The 19,148-nt window shown below is 38.2% G+C and carries 17 protein-coding genes; 7 read left to right on the top strand and 10 right to left on the bottom strand.

From position 1 onward, the window contains the following. The first annotated feature begins 551 nt into the window (after window positions 1-551). Window positions 552-1,472: a chromate resistance protein ChrB domain-containing protein gene (locus IMO47_RS08325; RefSeq protein WP_196077590.1), complete on the top strand. Its 921-nt coding sequence runs from the start codon at window positions 552-554 to the stop codon at window positions 1,470-1,472. 2 nt (window positions 1,473-1,474) lie between these two features. Continuing rightward, entirely contained in the window at window positions 1,475-2,827 is a 1,353-nt protein-coding gene (gene chrA, locus IMO47_RS08320; protein ID WP_196077591.1) for a chromate efflux transporter, read from the top strand. Window positions 2,828-3,107: 280 nt separating this feature from the next. On the opposite strand, the gene IMO47_RS08315 is transcribed toward chrA, so the two are convergent. Both IMO47_RS08315 and IMO47_RS08310 read right to left on the bottom strand, forming a co-directional pair. Continuing rightward, window positions 3,108-4,943 (bottom strand): DUF1302 domain-containing protein, encoded by a 1,836-nt coding sequence (locus IMO47_RS08315; protein ID WP_196077592.1) that lies wholly within the window; start codon window positions 4,941-4,943, stop codon window positions 3,108-3,110. A 123-nt stretch (window positions 4,944-5,066) separates the two neighbouring features. After that, window positions 5,067-5,669 (bottom strand): alpha/beta hydrolase, encoded by a 603-nt coding sequence (locus tag IMO47_RS08310; protein ID WP_196077593.1) that lies wholly within the window; start codon window positions 5,667-5,669, stop codon window positions 5,067-5,069. Window positions 5,670-5,964: 295 nt separating this feature from the next. On the opposite strand from IMO47_RS08310, the gene IMO47_RS08305 reads away from it, so the two are divergent. Beyond that, window positions 5,965-6,966, top strand: a complete 1,002-nt coding sequence (locus IMO47_RS08305) for an AraC family transcriptional regulator (RefSeq protein WP_196077594.1) — start codon at window positions 5,965-5,967, stop codon at window positions 6,964-6,966. A 108-nt stretch (window positions 6,967-7,074) separates the two neighbouring features. Here the strand turns inward: IMO47_RS08305 and IMO47_RS08300 are convergent, their stop codons facing one another. The 7 genes from IMO47_RS08300 to IMO47_RS08270 all read right to left on the bottom strand — a co-directional run bounded on the left by IMO47_RS08300 (window position 7,075) and on the right by IMO47_RS08270 (window position 13,483). Continuing rightward, complete coding sequence (locus tag IMO47_RS08300) at window positions 7,075-8,082, bottom strand: putative sulfate exporter family transporter (protein WP_196077595.1); 1,008 nt, start codon at window positions 8,080-8,082, stop codon at window positions 7,075-7,077. A 1-nt stretch (window position 8,083) separates the two neighbouring features. Then, window positions 8,084-8,401, bottom strand: a complete 318-nt coding sequence (locus IMO47_RS08295) for a Rieske 2Fe-2S domain-containing protein (RefSeq protein ID WP_151824618.1) — start codon at window positions 8,399-8,401, stop codon at window positions 8,084-8,086. Further along, window positions 8,398-9,054, bottom strand: coding sequence for a DsbA family oxidoreductase (locus IMO47_RS08290; RefSeq protein ID WP_242052624.1), 657 nt, complete (start codon window positions 9,052-9,054; stop codon window positions 8,398-8,400). Before IMO47_RS08290 ends, IMO47_RS08295 begins: the two co-directional genes overlap by 4 nt. Next, window positions 9,048-10,373 carry an MFS transporter gene (locus IMO47_RS08285; protein ID WP_196077597.1) on the bottom strand — a complete coding sequence of 442 codons (1,326 nt, stop codon included), beginning with the start codon at window positions 10,371-10,373 and terminating at the stop codon, window positions 9,048-9,050. Before IMO47_RS08285 ends, IMO47_RS08290 begins: the two co-directional genes overlap by 7 nt. 118 nt (window positions 10,374-10,491) lie before the next feature. Further along, window positions 10,492-11,544, bottom strand: coding sequence for a 3-keto-5-aminohexanoate cleavage protein (locus IMO47_RS08280; RefSeq protein WP_151824617.1), 1,053 nt, complete (start codon window positions 11,542-11,544; stop codon window positions 10,492-10,494). Window positions 11,545-11,611: 67 nt separating this feature from the next. Further along, window positions 11,612-12,460 carry a TauD/TfdA family dioxygenase gene (locus IMO47_RS08275; RefSeq protein ID WP_151824616.1) on the bottom strand — a complete coding sequence of 283 codons (849 nt, stop codon included), beginning with the start codon at window positions 12,458-12,460 and terminating at the stop codon, window positions 11,612-11,614. Window positions 12,461-12,496: 36 nt separating this feature from the next. Then, window positions 12,497-13,483, bottom strand: coding sequence for a quinone oxidoreductase (locus IMO47_RS08270; protein ID WP_151751269.1), 987 nt, complete (start codon window positions 13,481-13,483; stop codon window positions 12,497-12,499). Between the two features lie 999 nt (window positions 13,484-14,482). Between IMO47_RS08270 and IMO47_RS08265 the strand changes: the two genes are divergently transcribed. From IMO47_RS08265 to IMO47_RS08255, 3 genes are all read left to right on the top strand, one after another. Next, window positions 14,483-15,019: a DUF4189 domain-containing protein gene (locus tag IMO47_RS08265; protein ID WP_196077980.1), complete on the top strand. Its 537-nt coding sequence runs from the start codon at window positions 14,483-14,485 to the stop codon at window positions 15,017-15,019. Window positions 15,020-15,393: 374 nt separating this feature from the next. After that, window positions 15,394-15,570 (top strand): type II toxin-antitoxin system prevent-host-death family antitoxin, encoded by a 177-nt coding sequence (locus tag IMO47_RS08260; RefSeq protein WP_196075459.1) that lies wholly within the window; start codon window positions 15,394-15,396, stop codon window positions 15,568-15,570. Between the two features lie 269 nt (window positions 15,571-15,839). Further along, entirely contained in the window at window positions 15,840-16,631 is a 792-nt protein-coding gene (locus tag IMO47_RS08255) for an AraC family transcriptional regulator (RefSeq protein ID WP_196075460.1), read from the top strand. Between the two features lie 38 nt (window positions 16,632-16,669). On the opposite strand, the gene IMO47_RS08250 is transcribed toward IMO47_RS08255, so the two are convergent. Next, window positions 16,670-17,905: a dicarboxylate/amino acid:cation symporter gene (locus tag IMO47_RS08250; protein WP_196075461.1), complete on the bottom strand. Its 1,236-nt coding sequence runs from the start codon at window positions 17,903-17,905 to the stop codon at window positions 16,670-16,672. A gap of 274 nt (window positions 17,906-18,179) precedes the next feature. Here IMO47_RS08250 and IMO47_RS08245 point away from each other — a divergent pair, with 274 nt between their 5' ends. Further along, complete coding sequence (locus IMO47_RS08245) at window positions 18,180-19,142, top strand: ornithine cyclodeaminase family protein (RefSeq protein WP_196075462.1); 963 nt, start codon at window positions 18,180-18,182, stop codon at window positions 19,140-19,142. The last annotated feature ends 6 nt before the right edge of the window (window positions 19,143-19,148 follow it).

Below are 19,148 nucleotides of genomic sequence, written 5' to 3'. Positions count from 1 at the left end.
AACTGGGAATGAAATTTATGTGAAGTGAATATTTTTTATGATACTAGCACGTTTATGACGATGGCGATGCCGCTCAACAACTCCATTGATTTTTATTCGATTGTGATAGCAATATCTTAATTAATTTGCACATAACGTTGCCATATCCAGACACGGCATATGTTGAATATTTTTCAATAAATAACCTTAGAAACTCGCCATTCTGGGTCTGTAGATAAAACTCAGCCTCAAATATATAGTAATCCGTCTTTAACTTAAGTATTTTTAGACAGATAAAACACTTTGACCTATTGCTCATCAATATTGGTTTATTTCCCTGTTCAAAGCTTGAATTGCACTCTAGATTGCAGATCAAATGCCTTTGCTGGTTTTTTTAATACATTCTGGATGCTCGTTTTATCATTTTCTGTCCTTCAAAATCATGCAAATACTGATTTAACTTAACTCTTGCTCTATCTTAATATCGATTCTGATATAAGAAATCTTTTTTTAATATTTGTTCTTTAATATTAGATATGCAATATATTAAACAAATCAGTTGAGTATATTACATGGAAATTTCAATACTCATTTCTTCGCTTCCGACTCAGAATACAACGACTCGTATGCGAGTCTGGCGATCTATCAAAGCAAGCGGTGCTGCAATCCTTAGAGATGGCGTTTACTTACTCCCCATTTCCCATACCAAAAAGTTTGAACCTATTGCAAACGATATTAATTCAGAACAAGGAACCGCTTATGTTTTTCATGCAGAACTACCTTTAAACTTTGAAATCTCTGCACTTTTTAACAGAAAGAAACAATACGATGGTTTCTACAAACAACTTTCTGAGTTAAAAAATCGACTGAGCAAAGATGAGAAGAAAGACTTACTCAAACAGATCCGTAAATTAAGAAAAAGTATAGATGCACTTATTGAAATCGACTATTACCCTGACGAAACTCAAATTCAGGTTGCCAATGAACTTTCCGCACTAGAGCTTCTAATTGCACGTTTTGGCGAAGCAAACGAACCCCTAGCGATCCATGCTGAAATCCAAGGTCTGGATAAAGAGAATTATCAAAACAAAACTTGGGCAACTCGAAAAAGACCATGGATTGATCGCTTAGCATCTGCTTGGCTGATTAAAACTTTTATAGATACTTCTCCCGCATTCATTTGGTTAGAAACTCCAGCAGACTGCCCCAAGGATGCAATCGGATTCGATTTTGATGGTGCAACTTTTAGCCATGTCAAGCATTGGGTGACCTTTGAAGTTCTCTTGCATCGTTTTAATTTAGAAACACCTGCTTTACAGAAAATTGCTGAAATTGTTCATTACCTTGATGTGGGGGGCGTTGAACCACCCGAAGCGATCGGTATTGAAAGAGTTATTCAAGGTATCCGTAGTCAAATGAGTGAGGATGATCAACTATTTGCTTTATCCAATCATATCTTCGATGGCTTATATGCCGACTTATCAAGAGAATAATCATGGAAAAACAACAAACCACGGTCGCTGACGAGCCAGTACAATCAGTTCCTTTTTGGCAAGCCTTCTTATTTTGGCTTAAATTGGGATTTATAAGCTTTGGTGGACCAGCTGGACAAATTGCTGTAATGCACCAAGAACTTGTTGAACAAAAACGCTGGATCTCTGAAAAACGTTTTTTACATGCTTTAAACTACTGCATGTTACTTCCTGGACCTGAAGCTCAACAGTTAGCGACCTACATTGGCTGGTTAATGCACAGGACGGCAGGTGGGATTATTGCAGGTGTTTTATTCGTTTTACCCTCTTTATTCATACTGATTGCGCTCTCATGGATCTATATCAAGTTCGGTAATGTTCCTATCGTCGCAGGGATCTTTTATGGAATTAAACCTGCTGTAGTTGCTATTGTCTTTCATGCTACTTTCCGAATTGGAAGCAGATCACTAAAGAATAAGTTTTTATGGACAGTTGCTGCCCTTGCATTCGTTGCTATCTTTTTCTTTAATCTACCATTTCCCGTGATTGTCTTAAGCGCAGCAATTATCGGATACTTAACCAGTAAAAAATATCCAGATTTTTTTACTGGAGCTGGGACACACCAGCAAAATCAAAAAAATTATGGTCCGGCACTCATTGATGATGATACCCCCCCGCCAGAACATGCCAGATTTAGTTGGAAACATTTAGGAAAGATCTTGGTTGTTGCTGGGGTTCTATGGTCTGCACCAATGTTGGTTTTGATTCTCAACTTTGGATGGGATCATAGCTATACACAAATGGCTTGGTTCTTTACTAAAGCCGCTCTACTCACCTTCGGTGGTGCCTATGCTGTATTACCTTACGTATACCAAGGTGCCGTGAATTTTTATGGTTGGCTAAGCCCAACACAAATGATCGATGGTTTGGCACTTGGTGAAAGTACGCCAGGTCCCCTGATTATGGTTGTTGCATTTGTAGGATTTTTAGGTGGCTTCAATCATATTTTATTAGGCAGCGATCATACATTCTTGGCAGGTGTTTTGGGCGCCGTAATTGTTACTTGGTTTACATTCCTTTTTTCATTTATTTTTATTCTTGCCGGTGCCCCCTTTATTGAATCAACACATAATGAATTAAAATTTACAGCTCCCCTAACCTCGATCACGGCTGCAGTTGTTGGGGTCATTTTAAACCTTGCTCTTTTCTTTAGTTACCATGTTTTATGGCCCAATGGATTTAATCATGGCTTCAATTATGAGGCTATGTTTATTGCCGTTATAGCATTCATTGCATTATTTTATTTTGAAGTTAAAGTCATGAAAGTTATTTTAGCATCTGCATTATGTGGTCTGATCTTGCATATGTGGCTATAAATTTTTAATCTTTGTCAAAGGAAAGCCAGACTCAATTTTGCTTATCGAGTGGTCATCACGGCTGCGCTTTGACTTTCCAGATAATCGTTTGATAACAAGCCTACTCATTTCGGTATGGCAAGCTGAAAAGAAATAAAACAGCGTTCAGTTGCTTTAGCCTGTATATTTGTATGGCTATCTGTATAGCGTGACTGTTGAGTAGGACATGCAACAGCTCTTCATCAAATTTGTAAGAGAGTCATGAGCATGAGAGACGGTGCTCAACACGTCTCGACAAAAGTTAAAAACTTGTTTTAAATATTAAAGATGCAAAATCGCGGTCATCTAGCACACTAAATTGGTTATTTCCAAAAAAATTAGTGTATGACAGTTCAGCCACATATTTCTTCTGATAAGTCGCCGATACCCCCACTGTAATCGCCATTTGCCCTTCCTGAAAATTTGGTCCAAAACCAGTCACATCATGACGCAGCATTAAACTCGGTGAAATACTCGTTTGTGCCAACAAATTACTGTAATTTAATGCGCCACGTAAACGATAGCCTGCGGACCATGGCTCATAGAAGCCTTCATCGTTACAGAATTTTTTATTTAGCTTGTGAATTTCTTGATCCGACAACTGAGCAGTTTTTGGCGTAATACAATATGTGTCTAATTTTGCAGGATCATAAACACCTGTTGATAAACCACTACGACCAAATGCACCACTACGACCAAAATGATATTGATCAGTATCACCTATATGGTTAATTCCTAGTTCTCCAATAAGTGATAGAGCACTTGCACCCCATACATTTGGAATAATCGTTGCTGCACCTAGGGTAAACTGCGTTACAGGCACTTGAGCAAAACCATTAATTCTTTCACCGAGCTTTAATGTTTCACCTGATTTGGTAAGTGGTGTATCACTATATAAAGCCTGTGCATAGACCATATCGGTACTGTTAAAATGCAATGGCATTTTGGGTTTATAATTCAATTCACTGAAAATATTCGTTTTTCCTGCTTTACTCGTCAAACTTAAACCATACATTTCAATATTTTCTGGATAAACAGAAACAATCCGTGCTGTATGATAATTCGCAGGTCCAGGTGCAGAAACAACAACACCATCAAAGTGCATAATACGACTATGGTAATTGGCATAGTACACACCTAATTCTGTATTGTTTAAACTTGGAATGGTTTGTTTAACCGCTAGACCATATTGACCACTATTTTTTGCAAATTCAGTAGGCAAACGAGCGACTGTAAAATCTAATGGACCATTGATGGCTTGATCAGTAGTAAATCCTGGTCCCCCAATCAAAAGTGGACCGCAATTTTCTGCAAAAACATCGGATATTTCAAAAAATGTCCCACAACCATCAATCACTGAGGGTCTAAATTTAAATTGATAGAAACCTTCTATTTTGGTTTTATCGCTTAAACCTGCTACAAAAGAGAACATTTCAACGGGAATGATCCTTTCTTTAATGTCAGCGCCAAAACGACTCATCCCTGCAAAATCAAACGCACTGACTGAGTTTAAACCATTTTGGAAAAACTGGGATTTACCCCAGTTCAACGCTTGTTTACCTAGTTTTAAATCTAAGGTTTTGTCCTCATCAAAACTAAAATTCTTCCAGATATAAGCGTCCCAGAGATCAATACCTTTATATTTCGCTAAACGTGGCCAATCAGAGTCATCAAATGCAAGAAAATCACCATGCCCCGTTTCATAAGCATGGTCGTACCAATACTTCGTACTAACTACAATACCTTGTTGCTTTCTTGTCAGGCGTAATTCAGTAATGCCTTTAATGACTTGTGATATAGGATCACCTTTACTAAAATTTTGACGACCATTATCACCATTAATATCAATACTTGTACCATTCTTACCTATGCTTAGAGCATCTGGCTTATAAAGCAACGCACTGTCAGGCGCCTCTGTACTCCAACTTTGAGCCACACTTAAATTGGTATTCGCTTCAAATTTCCAATCTCCATTTAAATCCAGACTCACTGCTGTCGCATGAGAAATACACATTACTGAACCCACTGTAATACTGAGCTTTTTCAGTTGTAATGCCGCATCCTTTGATTTTTTTAAATAATTATATTGCATTACCATACCATCTCCATATCGATATGATGAATTGAGTGTTACGCTTGCTTCCGCGCCTTTCTAGAAGATAAAAATTCTGTTTTTTGTTTTAAAAATCAAAAAGTAGGAATATCTATTCAATACTTTGAACTACGCAATAATTCCTACACTTGCATCATCAAGTTGCTGAATAAATTCTTCAGCTTGTGACCATGAACCAAATCCCGCAGCAGGATTTAAATGACCAACTTCGCCTAAATTCACCCACTGGCTTCCCCAAACTATTGCCATTTTTTCGACAGCCTCGGCACTTGCTAGATAGTCATTGCTGCTGGCAATGACAATACTCGGAAATGGGAGCTTTTGATCAGGCAACGGCGACCAGCCTTGTTCTTTCAACGTGTCTGAACTTGGATAGTTATCAGGCCAGATTTGGTCTAAATCAGGTGGTGTAACCAATAACGCACCTTTGATATTATATTTATGTGTATCTGGACGATATTGCGTTGCCCAATGGACTGTCATTAAAACACCTGCACTGTGTGCAACCAAAATGACTGGACCTTCAATTTTTTCTAACTCGGCTTGAATTCGTGCTACACGATTTGCGCAACTCAGTTTATCTGTCTCTGCAGGCGGAACTGAACGCACTTTTTCCAGTTTAGCTTCCAACAAGGTTTGCCAATGCTTTTCAACGTAATCACGCAATCCTGGAATAATTAAAATCGTTGCATTTGTGAGTATTTTTTCCATCTCTATACCTTGAGCATCATGCTCGCTGAAAATAAATCTGTACATTAAAATTCATCTCAACAATAAACTCTCGATAGCTTGAGCAATACACTTTCCACGACAATTACTTTTCATTTCAGGACAAATCGTATAAAAACACAGCAAATTTCAATAGACTTTTTTATGATGAAAAAACAGTGACACAACGAAACGAATTCAAACCTAGACCGAAGAGATACTTTTCTCGCACATAGAATTTAGTTATAAATAGTATCTCTGATCAGGAAGATCAAATTGAAAATATGGAGACAATAAAATGATTCCACTTGCACATAATGCTGTGCTCAAAAATTATATCGATATTACACTGCAACTTGGTGTGAATCCTTATCACTTATTGTCTGGTGTGGGATTATCCGAATCTCATATAAATAATCCTAAATATCGTATTCCTGTTGAAAAAGCTGTGGAATTAGTGGAACAATCTGCAAAATTGAGCAATTGTGAAGTATTTGGTTTACGTATGGCTGAACATAGACAACTTTCTGATTTTGGAGAAATAAGTTTATTGCTCAACTACCAACATACTTTGCGTGACGCTTTACAAACCATTGTTCGTTACCGAAGTTTATTAAATGACGCTTTAGCCATTCATGTTGAGGAAGTGGGAAATACTGTCATTATTCGACAGGAAGTTGTGACCTCAAAAACCCAGTACAGTCGTCAAGCAACTGAATTAGCACTAGGTGTAATGCATCGCTTCTGTGCTGCGCTTTTGCCTCAAAAATGGAAACCTTTATGTATCCACTTTACCCATTCTGCCCCAAATGACCTCTCAACTCATCGACGTATTTTCGGATGTACTTTAGAGTTTGGCAGTGAATTCAATGGAATCGTCTGTACAGCAGCAGAACTCGATACCACCACCCCTCAAGCCAATACGGCAATGGCAGATCATGCCCAACGTTTTTTGGATATTTTACAGAATACAGGGGAAGCATCTTTAATTTTTGAAATTCGGAAAAGCATCTATCTTCTTTTACCGATGGGGCGTGCCACCATTGACCAAGTAGCCCAGTCACACGGCATGAACGTACGCACTTTACAGCGTCGTTTAGTGGCTTATCAAACCAGTTTCAGCGATTTAATCAATGCCGTACGCCGTGAGCTTGTTTTCCGTTATTTAAACAATTTCAACTATTCACTCAGTCAAGTATCAGATATTTTAGGCTACTCCACACCGAGCTCTTTTACACGTTGGTTTATCAGTCAGTTTGGGATTGCGCCAAATCTATGGCGCTATAACAATACACATTAATCCTTGCTTGTATCGTTCTGTTTTTTCAATCCCGCTCTAGGAATAGCTTCACAAAAGGCTTTCAGGATTTGCTGAAAGCCCGATAAAGTCCATGATTTTCTACCCCATTTAAAACCAAAAATGTAAAATCGTGAGCACCAAGACAACAAGAAAAATACTTTCACCAATCATTAATAATATTGGCTTGACTCCTACTGAAGCAAGTTCTTTTAATTGAGTCTTCATTCCCAATGCACTGATTGCGATCACTAAAAACCAGCGAGACAGGTCATTGATCCCTGTTTGTACAATGGCAGGAACCCAACCCGTACTGTTAATACACGCCAAAACCAAAAAACCGACTGCAAACATCGGCAATAATGGTGGACGCTGTCCTGTACCATCCTCTGCTCCCTGCATTCGAGTAATCATGGCAGCACAGACAATCACTGGTAACAACATTGCTACGCGCATCAGTTTCACAACAGTCGCGGTATCCCCAGTTTCAGTTGACATGCTGTAGCCGGCACCCACAACTTGTGCAACATCATGAATGGTTGCTCCTAGAAATACACCTGCTATTTGAGGGACTAGATCAAACCATTTTGCAATCATCGGATAAGTAATCATGGCCACCGTAGATAACGCTGACACACCAATGACTGTAAACAATGTAGCCTTTTCTTTCTGGGGATGATTGGGTAAAGCAGCGGACAATGCTAATGCAGCAGAAGCACCACAAATTGCAGTTGCACCCCCTGTTAACATACCAAAAAATTTATTAAATCCGAGCAATTTAGCGGCTACCACAGAAATAAAGATCGTCACAACAACTAAACTCATCACCAGTACAACAGGTTTCCACCCCAGTCCAGTGATTTGTCCCAATGTGATTCTCATGCCAAGCAAAGCGATACCAAATCGCAATACAGAACGCGCCGTAAACTCAATACCTGCTTTACACTTACCGTCGGCTGACAGAAAGTTCAGTCCCATACCGAGTAATAGAGCAAAGAGCATTACTGGTGCACCATAATGCTCAGATAAAAAGGTAGCTGCTGCTGCAACAACAACACTGACAACCAAACCGGGCAATATTTCGCGGGTTCTTTGATTGAAATTCATGAGTTTTATCATGTTACTCTCCTGAACCCATTACGATATATAAATTTTCATTATCCAATTCAATTCGATAAGAATTTACTCTTAAATGCGTTGAATTAAGTAAATGACCGCTCTCTACATCAAAACGTAAACCATGTGCACAACATTGGATTACTTTTCCATCTAATTGACCTGAAAATAATGATGCGCCTTGATGTGGACAACTGTCATCGATTGCATAAAACTTTCCTTCGATATTGAATAAAACCAGAAATTTCTTCTTTACTTGCAGAAAAGTACGTTCACCTATCTTGGGAACTTTTTGTGTTGGTACTTGAAACCGAATAGTCATACGCACTGTCCTTGCATTTCGATCGTTTCCAGCATAGCCCTATATAATACCGATGCCTGTTGGGCACCTGCTATTGCCAAGCGACCACCAAAAATGAAATACGGAACACCCTTACCTCCTGTATCAGCTGAGACAAATGGCGTTTCTTTATTCACTAAAATGGCTTTAATCATCTCTTCCGAAAAACCACAATAACTGGCGATTTTCATCAATACATCCAATTGATTAATATGTTCGGAATGATTGAAATATGCCGAAATAATTGCTTCTAGCAAGCGATCGGTCTGTACAGAACATGAAATTTTGGCTGCTTTCTGAAAAAAATCATGCGCTAAACCCGTATTGGGCATACGGGGGATAAGATCAAAATCAATATCTACCCCCACCGATTGTGCAGCTTGACGAACTTGTCCCTGACGTATTCGAACAGCTGTTGCCGATCCCAATCTTTGTAAATAGAAAGCTTTAAATGGAACACCTTGTGTTGGAATGAGAGGCAACAATTGCACTCCACGCCAACTTATAAGCACTTCCACATCTGGATGGCTTTTTTTTAATTTTTTGATCGCATTGTGTAATTCTCGTTTACCGATCAAACACCAAGGGCAAATAAAATCAAAGAACATCTCAATAGAAAGTTGTTGTTTCATGATGAGTGTTCCCTATTTTCTTGAAGGCTTGTCGTAACTTGCCGGTCTGCACGTGCCATATCTTTGTGATAATGACGTTTCATATAAAGAAATACAGCAGCTGCTAAAATACTGATTAATGGCATTACCCTAAATGCATCATGTAAACCAATGATGTCTGATAATTTACCGGTTACCAATGGACCCAAAGCAAGCCCTAAAAAATTGTTGGCTAATGTCAATGTGGCAAATGCTGTTGCATGTACTGAAGCATGCGTCAAATTTGCAACCATCGCACTCGAAGGACCATTGGTCCCTAAAGCGACGAACATTCCTATGCAAATAAATACCAGTTGCATCGTGCCTATGGGTAAAGCAAATGCGAATGAAAGTAAACCACAGCTGACTAAGCAGAAAATAATTGCCAAAACCACTTTGCGATCGGGGCGGTCTTTACCCAAACGGTCACAGAGGATACCGCATAAGATGGTTCCGATAGCACTGAATAAGACAATGAGCGCTGATGCGATCCCTGCTTTATCTGTCGTCATGCCATAGTAGCGGTTAAGATAACTGGGCATCCAGACAATCACCGTGCCCCCAACAAAGAGTTGTAAACCACTTCCGAAATAACATGCGATGATGGAGCGACTTGAATAAATACTTCTAAGTGGATTAATCTCAGGCTTTAGTTTATTGCCCTCTTTGTCTTTTGGAATGGGGGAAGCAACTTTGCTTTCTTTGACCACCAATGGATAGAGTATAGACAGGATCAAACCAAAAATTGCCATACCAGCAAACGCCCAGCGCCAGCCAAATTCATGTGCAATGACACCGCCTAAAGACATACCGATGAATGAACCAAAAACACCACCAGCCATAAAAGAACTTGCGAGTGTAGCGCGCATTTCTCTTGGAAAAACAGCAACGACAACAGCTATACCAACACTTCCATATGCAGCTTCTCCTACACCGACCAAGAAGCGGGCGACAAACATCTGTTCATAACTTTGAGCCAAGGCACAACCTAAAGTTGCCATACTCCAAAGAATAGCCATTAAAGCAATGCTTTTAACTCGTCCAAATTTATCTGCAAATATAGAAAGCGGTAAGGTTAACAAGCCTACCATCAAGGCAACAATGCCGCTTAAGAGCCCAAGTTGGCTATCCGAAAGTAACCATTCACTTTTGATTAAAGGGAATACTGCATTAAGTACTTGTCTCGACATATAATCCGAAATAAGTAAACCAAATGTTAAAGCAAAAACGATCCACGCATAACGGCGAGGAATATCGATTGATGTATCGACTTGATCTGTTGTCGACAACTGATGTGTCCCCATACAACCTCCATATGTTTCTTTTAATTTTTTTCAGAACCTCAAGGATTACATTTTGAGGCAAAATGCAATCCTTATCTCTATGTTCTATTTGAGTTTAAATCCCTTTTAACTCGAATTATTAGTTGCGTTGGGGAACACCTTTTTGCCCTATTTTACGGTTCGGGGCCATGCCATTTTCACGTAAAGTCTCTTCTATGCTGTCGTATTGGACTCCTATACGATAAATTTCCCGTGCTTCTTGACCATTGGCGACTTCACGCCCTAGTTCATGTGCAATACGTACAGTCTGCTTGATTTGATCTACAGATGAAAAACGCTCGCCTTTATGATCAATAATCGTATCTTCATTACCCACACGGGCGTGTAAACCCATTGCCATAGACATGGTATTGAGTGGCAGTACATTTTTAAGCAAAGATTCAGAAGTCAAAGTACAACCATCTGGTACACGGTGAATAAAATTAAAGAAGTTAAATGGATTTGGACCATCAAATCCCCCACCGATACCAATCCAAGTCAGGTTCAACGGACCTTTGTACAAGCCTTTACGAACTAAGCGTTCCAGCGTTTCCAAACCATGCATCCCTGTCAATTGAAAGTGCGGTTGAATACCATTTGCTGCTAAACGCTTTAAATGCTCAATCAGCCATTCAGGTCCAGCAGGTACCGTCATTTCTGCATATGCTGCCTGAATCGCAGGGTGTTCCAAAGATGTACCTTTTAAATATTCTGGATATAACAGCTCCATGATATTCATTTGGGTTGTATTGACAGCAACAGTGACTTGATCTGGTTTGGGATCTAGTTCTGCCAATTTATGACGGGTATCATCACTGAGCCAAAGTGCAGCTTCCCCTTCACTTTCCGGCGCAAAAGAAATAGAACCGCCGACTTGAATAATCATATCGGGTACGGCTGCACGTACACCGGCAATCAACTCATTGAATTTAGATAAACGTTTAGAACCTTTTCCATCAAGTTCACGAACATGTAAATGTAAAACAGACGCACCTGCCTCATAACATTCCACAGCTTTCTGGATTTGTTCTTCCATTGTGACTGGAATATCTTCAGGAAAATCTTCTGGCATCCACTCAGGACCATAAGGTGCAACAGTAATTACGACTTTATCCATATTTTCCGGGTGCAAAGAATCATCAAAAAATTGCATGAGCATCTCCTATGCTATTTACATTTTTTAATCAAAAAAATAATTAAATAATATTCAAATCAATAAATTAGTAAGTTGCATCACCAATGATGCCGGCACGTTCCATTTTTCGATGGCATGCTGGATAGTCCATCACTGCATAATGCTGTGTACTTCGGTTATCCCAAATTGCAATGCTATTGGGTTGCCAGCGCCAACGGACCTGATACTCAGGAATATTGGCTTGTGTAATTAAATAACGCAGTAAATCTGATGCACCTGGATTAGCATCTTGCCCAAACCGAACACGCTCTTTAGTGTGGTAATTGCTAAAGTGAGTTGTAAATGCATTCACATACAGAATTTTCTCACCCGTTTCAGGATGTATGCGTACAACAGGATGTTCAGCATCTGGATATTGCGCCTTTAAAGCTAAACGCTTTTCTATCGGCATCACCGCTCCAAAACTGGCTTCAATACTGTGATAGGCACGTAAGTCTGCAATTTTTGCTTTTACATCATCAGGCAAGTTTTCATAAGCAGCCACCATATTGGTCCACATGGTGTCCCCCCCTACTGGCGGACATTCTACGCACCGTAAAACACAGCCCATAGGGGGTTCTTTTCGCCAGCTTGCATCGCTGTGCCAAGCATTTTCATAGCGATCAATCGGACTATCTGGGCGCTTGTAAATCTGTACCAAACCTGGATATTCAGGATGGCTACCCACTGCTGGATGATCTTCGAGTTGTCCAAAACGTTCAGCAAATGCAACGTGTTCTGCACGCGTGATATTTTGATCTCTTAAAAACAAGACCTTGTGTTCCAATAAATATGAACGAATTTCAGAGAATAAATCTTGGTCCTTTATGGCATCTGCCAAATTCACACCACGAAGTTCTGCGCCAATATTGCAGGCTAACTGTTCAATTTGCATAAGATATCCTTTCTGGCAAAATTTATTCGATCAAATCTAAATCACAAAAATAGATGATCCAATCGTTTTGCGTGCTTCTAAATCTCGATGTGCCTGAACTGCATCCTTGAGTTCATAACGTTGATTGATTTCGATTTTGATTCGACCATTTACAACATGATCAAAGAGTTCATCAGCAAGTGCTTTTTGCTCTGTAGGATCCGCAATGTAATCAGCAAGTGCCGGGCGGGTAATATATAAAGAGCCTTTGATGGCCAACAATACTGGATTGAATTCGGTAATTGGACCCGACGCAGTTCCTATACATACCATCAAACCACGGCGTTTCAATGAGTCTAATGACGTCATAAAAGTATCTTTTCCCACACTGTCAAATACGACATCTACCCCCACACCATTGGTAATTTCGCGGACTCTTTCTACAACATTTTCATGACTATAATTGATCACATGATCACAACCATACTTAAGAGCAACAGCGGCTTTTTCTTCTGAAGATGTTGTACCAATTACGGTCAAACCCAGTAACTTTGCCCACTGCGCTACGATTAAACCCACACCACCTGCCGCTGCATGTAATAAAATCGTATCGCCTGATTTAAAGTCATAAATGCGACGCATCAGATAAGCTGAAGTCAGCCCCCGCATGGTCATTGCTGCAGCAGTTTCATACGTAATGGCTTCAGGTAATTTGATTAAAGCATTTGCAGGAATGTTGCGTTCAACACTATAAGCGCCTAATGTATTTAAAAATCCTGTATAGGTAACACGGTCACCAACAGCAAAATCAGTCACCCCCTCACCTAAAGCTTCAATGATGCCAGAAGCTTCCGTTCCGATTCCATTAGGTAAAGAGATTGGGTATGTACCATTGCGGAAATAAGTATCGGCATAGTTCAGACCTACTGCCATATGACGTAAGCGTACTTCACCTGCCTTGGGTTCTGCGATTTCTACATCTTCATAACGCATTACTTCTGGTGAACCAGTTTCGTAAAAACGTACAGCTTGGGTTAATTTCATCGTCCTATCCATGTATTTGGTTATTATTGATTGCGCGTGGAGCATGAATTAAAACTACAATACTCCTTGCGCTGACCCTTCACATTTGACGACATCGACTTATCATTTTACGACAGCAGTAATTTTTAATTTAAAGAACGCATTGTTTTCACGCGTTTTAAATCAGAAAATCCAATAATGTTGATTTGATATAATTTTTAATAAAACAACAATTTATAAATTAATGTATAAAAATATAGATGCGAAAATTAAATCTGTTGGGAGTATCCCAATATATTTTCTCAAAGAATTATCGATCAGACTTACATAACAATTAACGCGGCTTTTCAATCTCGCATTATCACAAACCACTCCCATACCAACATTCGCCGATTTCATTTTTACAGCATCCTCTTTCTCATTTTATCAATCGCTCGACCAGATAGCGTCATCCTTCTTTTTGCTGTTTATTCCTCCATTCAACGCAGAATTGTTTTTTATTAATTCGCGTCAATTTGCTAAGATGGCTCTTATGAGAAATTGAGGATTATCCTTCAGTGATGCCACCTAATTAAGAGGTTAACGAAGGTGCACTATTTTCACTTGTTCGTGTAACTTGTCAGTTTTGTTGCTGATAGTAAATGTATTAATAAGCTAAGATAATTGAATCGCTTGCTAGTGCAGGCGGTTTTTTGTGTATTATCGGAGATCATCGATTAAAACTTGAAAATTGAGTGACCATATAATCAAGAACTCATCTGTGATATTTAAATTTACTGTTGCGAAACTTCGAATAACTGGAACTGTTTTTAAATTTTCAAAAAGTTCACTTATATCTGAGCATATCGATCAGCTATGCTCCCGTATTAAAAGATTGAACTTAAAATTTCGTCGCTATCAATTCTACAGAAAATGCACTGACATTTAATAACATAAAAAACTTTAATATCATTTTAAAATTCATATAAAAAATTTCATAGTATTGCTATCAATTTTTTTAATTTTAAAGGAATTTAACGAATGATATTGTCAAATCATCAGATTTTTAATTTATCCATTTTTTTTACTCTAATTATTTTTTTTATTACTGAGAATGCACATGCTGAAGGGAATTGTCCTTCAGGCTATTATCCAATAGGCGGACAAGGTGTTCAAGGCTGTGCGCCAATTTCCAGCGGAGGTAGTGGTGGATATTCGAATCAAAATCCACCTTTAAATCCTTTGCCTGAAACATTATGGGGTGCGATTGCAGAAGATAAAAGCAATGGATTAAAGGGACGTCCAATTGGCTTTACAAGAAACTTTAAATCTAGAGATGAGGCGCAAGCAAAAGCATTGAAGGCATGTGAGCAAGATGGAGGACAAAAGTGCCAAATCTCTCAAACATATTCTAGTCGCTGTGTAGCTGTGGCAGATCCAATTAAAGATGGTCAAAAATCAAAAATTTTGCTTGCTTTCTCAGAGGAACAGGCAAAAAAAGGTGCATTAGTGTTTTGTTTAAGTGAAAATTTAGAGCCTTGTCGTATTGTATATTCTGGCTGTAGTCTAGGAGACTAAGTACTAACAAAAATACTTAATGGCTCCTATCATAAATCATCAATTCCTTTTTCTTAAACGGCAAACTAACAAAAAAGTGTGTTCCTTCAATACACTTAGACTTTGAGACCTGCAAGGGCTTTTTTTTCAGAATCTATTTCTAGTAATTTTGTTTATCGACTCGCTTTACGAATATTACACGCTATACACAATTTATAAATTGAAGGGTGCCGATTGATTCCATCTTTCAATTTCAATGTCATTTCCCTGAAGTTCCAATAAAGCACCTAAAACCTACAGGCCATACTTGAACACCCGTTGAGCCATTGTTGGTACTCTCTGGGTAAATTTTGAGGACTGCAAATAAAACCTCTAAAAACATTAAAAGGTGAAAAATGGAAACTATGAATCATACAAATGCTAGAGCACAGCTCTCGATACTAATGAATAAGGCTATTTTAGGCCAACCTGTCGAAGTAACTCATAAAGACAAAGAATCCGTTGTCATTATCAGTAAATCATCTTTTGAATCTTACAAAAGGGCTAAGTTCGATCAAAACCTTACAAAGTAATTAGAGTATTGAATTTGGCAGTAACAAAAGTGATTTTTTTATTATAGCGATGTAACAACTTATTTTAAGAATAATTTCAGCAGTTTGGTTAAACTGTTGAAATTATTAAATCCCATGAAAATAAATTATTTAAAATGATCATCACTCCAATATTGTAGCAATCTGTAATTGACTTTGAATACGAATAAAATAGATACTAATTCGTATATTTGCAGATGTGTTTGCTTGCAAATGTCACATTCAAGTATTGTGGTGCAGGGATCGTGCTTATGAAGTCTACAATCAGAATTAATGACATTTCTGTCTCTCATGGGGAACATACTCATGATTTTGCCCAAATCCTATTTGGTGAACGAGGAAACGTCATCTGTGAACTGGAACATGGGGTCTTTAAATTAAAACAATCGAATGCCCTATTCTTACCATCAGATTGTCAACATCTTTATACAGGTAAAGATACAGAGAGTAGATTAATTGTCGTTGATATACCTTTAAACGATCCCACCCTAAATTCTATTTGCTTGTCTGCTGGCGTTGACCTAAAACAGCTAATCAATGAACAAGCCCTATTTAATAACATTAGTGACTTCTCCAGAGGAGTGCTTACCTCTGTTGCGCAACAAGGGAGCAACTGGAATTACCACCATGAGTTTGTGAAACAACAAACTGCAATTCTCCTTTTGACAGATTTTCTCAAAAATCAAATTGATGAGAGCATTTTGAGAGAAAATTGCCGGTTAATTAAAAAAGGGCAAATCGATCAAATCATTGATAGAAGGCTTACTGCTCCGCCCACTGGTGAAGAATTGGCAAAAATTCTTAATATGAGTGTAAGTACGATGATTGCCAAATTTAATCAAAACCTTGGAATGCCGCCTAATAAATACATTATGAAAAGAAGAATGGAATGGGCTAAATATTATATTGAAATATGCCATTTCAGTTTGTCTAGAGTCACTTATGAACTAGGTTTCTCAAATCAACCATCTTTCACAAGAGCTTTCAATCGTTATTATGGCTTCAGTCCAAAACAGATGAAAAAAACCTCTATTGTAAATTAAATAGAGGTTTTTTAATTAAAGTCTTTTAGTTTTAAAAATTAAGCGATATTTGTAACATTTTCGGTCTTGGCCTCTTCACCCTTTTCTACCACAGCTGTTCCAATTAGATCACCCGTGATATTACACACAGTATGTCCCATATCTAGCAATGGTGATAATGCTGCAATGATTGGTAGTAACGTTAATGGAAAACCAAGAGTCGTTAACATAATCGATGCCATAATAATATCTGCACCTTTCACTCCTCCCGTACCGGCTGCTAAAAAGACTCCTAGGAAGATAGTCGTAGCAAGGAAATCAATCGTAATATCTACACCATGAGCATTGGCTGCAAATATTGCAATAACACCTAAAACAACAGACATACCATTCATATTTACGGTAGCGCCTAGAGGAATGGTAAAGCCAAAGATTTTCTCAGAAATACCCAATTTTTCGCGCGCAATTTGCATTGTTGTAGGTAATGTTGCACTACTAGATGTGGTACTCGCCCCCATCAGCATTGCTGGGCTAATCACTTTATAGAATGTAATCGGGCGATAGCGTGTAAATAAAGCAATGATAATTGGATAAACCACTAACATTACTATGGCAATACCAGTGACATCTGCCAAAATATAGCGTAAACCTTGCAGTAAGAACTCTCCACCAAATTTTGAGGTAGCTGTCGCCATTAATGCAAAAATACCATAAGGTGCAAATGAGATAACAATCTCAGCCATCTTGATACTTAGGTCTGCGCCTACATTAAATAGGTCTACGAGTTTTTTCCCACGCTCACCCAATGCAATAAGTGCAATCCCCATTACAATAGCAAAAATGATGATTTGTAGGATGTTTCCGTTAGACATTGATTCAATGATATTTTTTGGAAACCAATTGACAATATTCTCTACAAAATTAAAGCTGAACTGTTTATGTACTGCTAAACTACTTACAGCTTCTTTGATATGGGCAGTTTCTTGTTTTCCAGGTGCAAAAAATAATGCAGCAATCACACCTAAAACAGTAGCTACAAAGCCTGTGACTATATAGAAACATACAGCTTTAACTCCAATAGTTCTCAGTTTCTCAATATTCTCAAGTTTCGTCATACCAGAAACTAAACTGAAAAATACCACTGGAACGATAATTGCCTGTAATGACCTCAAGAATATATTACCAATTGGGCTTAAAAATTCAGTTTTTTCGCCGAAGGTAAAACCTACTATAATCCCTAAAATCACGCCGATTAAGATCTTTACATACAGTTTTTGATTCTTCCACCAATTCATCTTCTTTCCTTAAAATGAATATTTCTTATAACTCTAAGAAATAGGTTTTATTCAACAACAGTGGAAATTTCAGTTTCCAGATCACGTCCTCTGTTGACCATAATTCATCTTAAGATTTGGTTGTTCCTTAGTATTATCAAAAATTCTTTATTTTTTACCATTTCTGTTAAGGTTCATATTTTTGAAATAATTGCTAAAAAATGCCTAATAATTGGTAAGAACCGATGCACTCATTTAATACAAGATTGTGAAAAATGAGTAAAGGAGTATCTAAATGAGTGCAATATATGAACCTGATAATTTAAGTGATTTATTACCTTGGGATAAATTAATTCAAGCTTTAGATGATGTATTTCGTAAAGATGTTTGTTGCCCTATACGACATCACCATGAAGTAAAAGTTCCTAATACAGATACAGCTACCCTTCTATTAATGCCAGCATGGATCGATGGAGAATATTTAGGTGTTAAACAAGTTAATGTTTTTCCTGGTAACTCAAAGTTAGGAAAACCAGGGTTAAATAGCCACTATTTACTTAGTTCAGCAACAACAGGGGATTTATTAGCTCGCTTTGACGGTAATATTATTACGGCTCGCCGTACAGCTGCTGCTTCTGCTCTAGCTGCAAAATATCTTTCTAGAGAAGATAGCAAACATCTTTTAATGGTTGGTGCGGGCCGTGTTGCACGGAATGTTGTGCCAGCAATTCTGAATGTAAGAAACATTGAAACTGTAGAAATTTGGGACATTACACCAGCAAATGCTGATTCATTCGTAGAGGAATTAAAAGCTGTAGGCATAAATGCTACAAGAGTTGAGCTCAACCAATTAGAAGAAGCAGTTAAAAGAGCAGATATTGTAAGTTGTGCTACTTTAAGTACTGAACCACTCATTTTAGGTGACTGGGTACAAGAAGGTGCGCATATAGATTTAATCGGAAGCTTTACACCAACTATGCGAGAAGCAGATGATCAACTCATGAAAAAGGCACGTATCTTTGCTGACTTTAAAGAAGCTGCTTTACATGAAACTGGTGACTTTATTACACCTATTGAAAAAGGTGCGATTACAGAAGATTCTATCTTAGGTGATTTTATTTCACTTAGTCGTAATCAAAAGAATGGAAGAAAAGCGCTCAATCTTCCAGAGAATTGTATAACTGTTTTTAAAGCTGTGGGTTCATCTATTGAAGACTTAGCAGTTGCAACACTAGCTTATAATCAAGTAAAAGCTTAATTGGTG

This window comes from Acinetobacter sp. Res13-Abat-PEC15-P4-01 (assembly GCF_015676285.1).
Lineage (GTDB): Bacteria > Pseudomonadota > Gammaproteobacteria > Pseudomonadales > Moraxellaceae > Acinetobacter > Acinetobacter nematophilus.
This window is presented reverse-complemented; position numbering and strand designations above follow the sequence as displayed.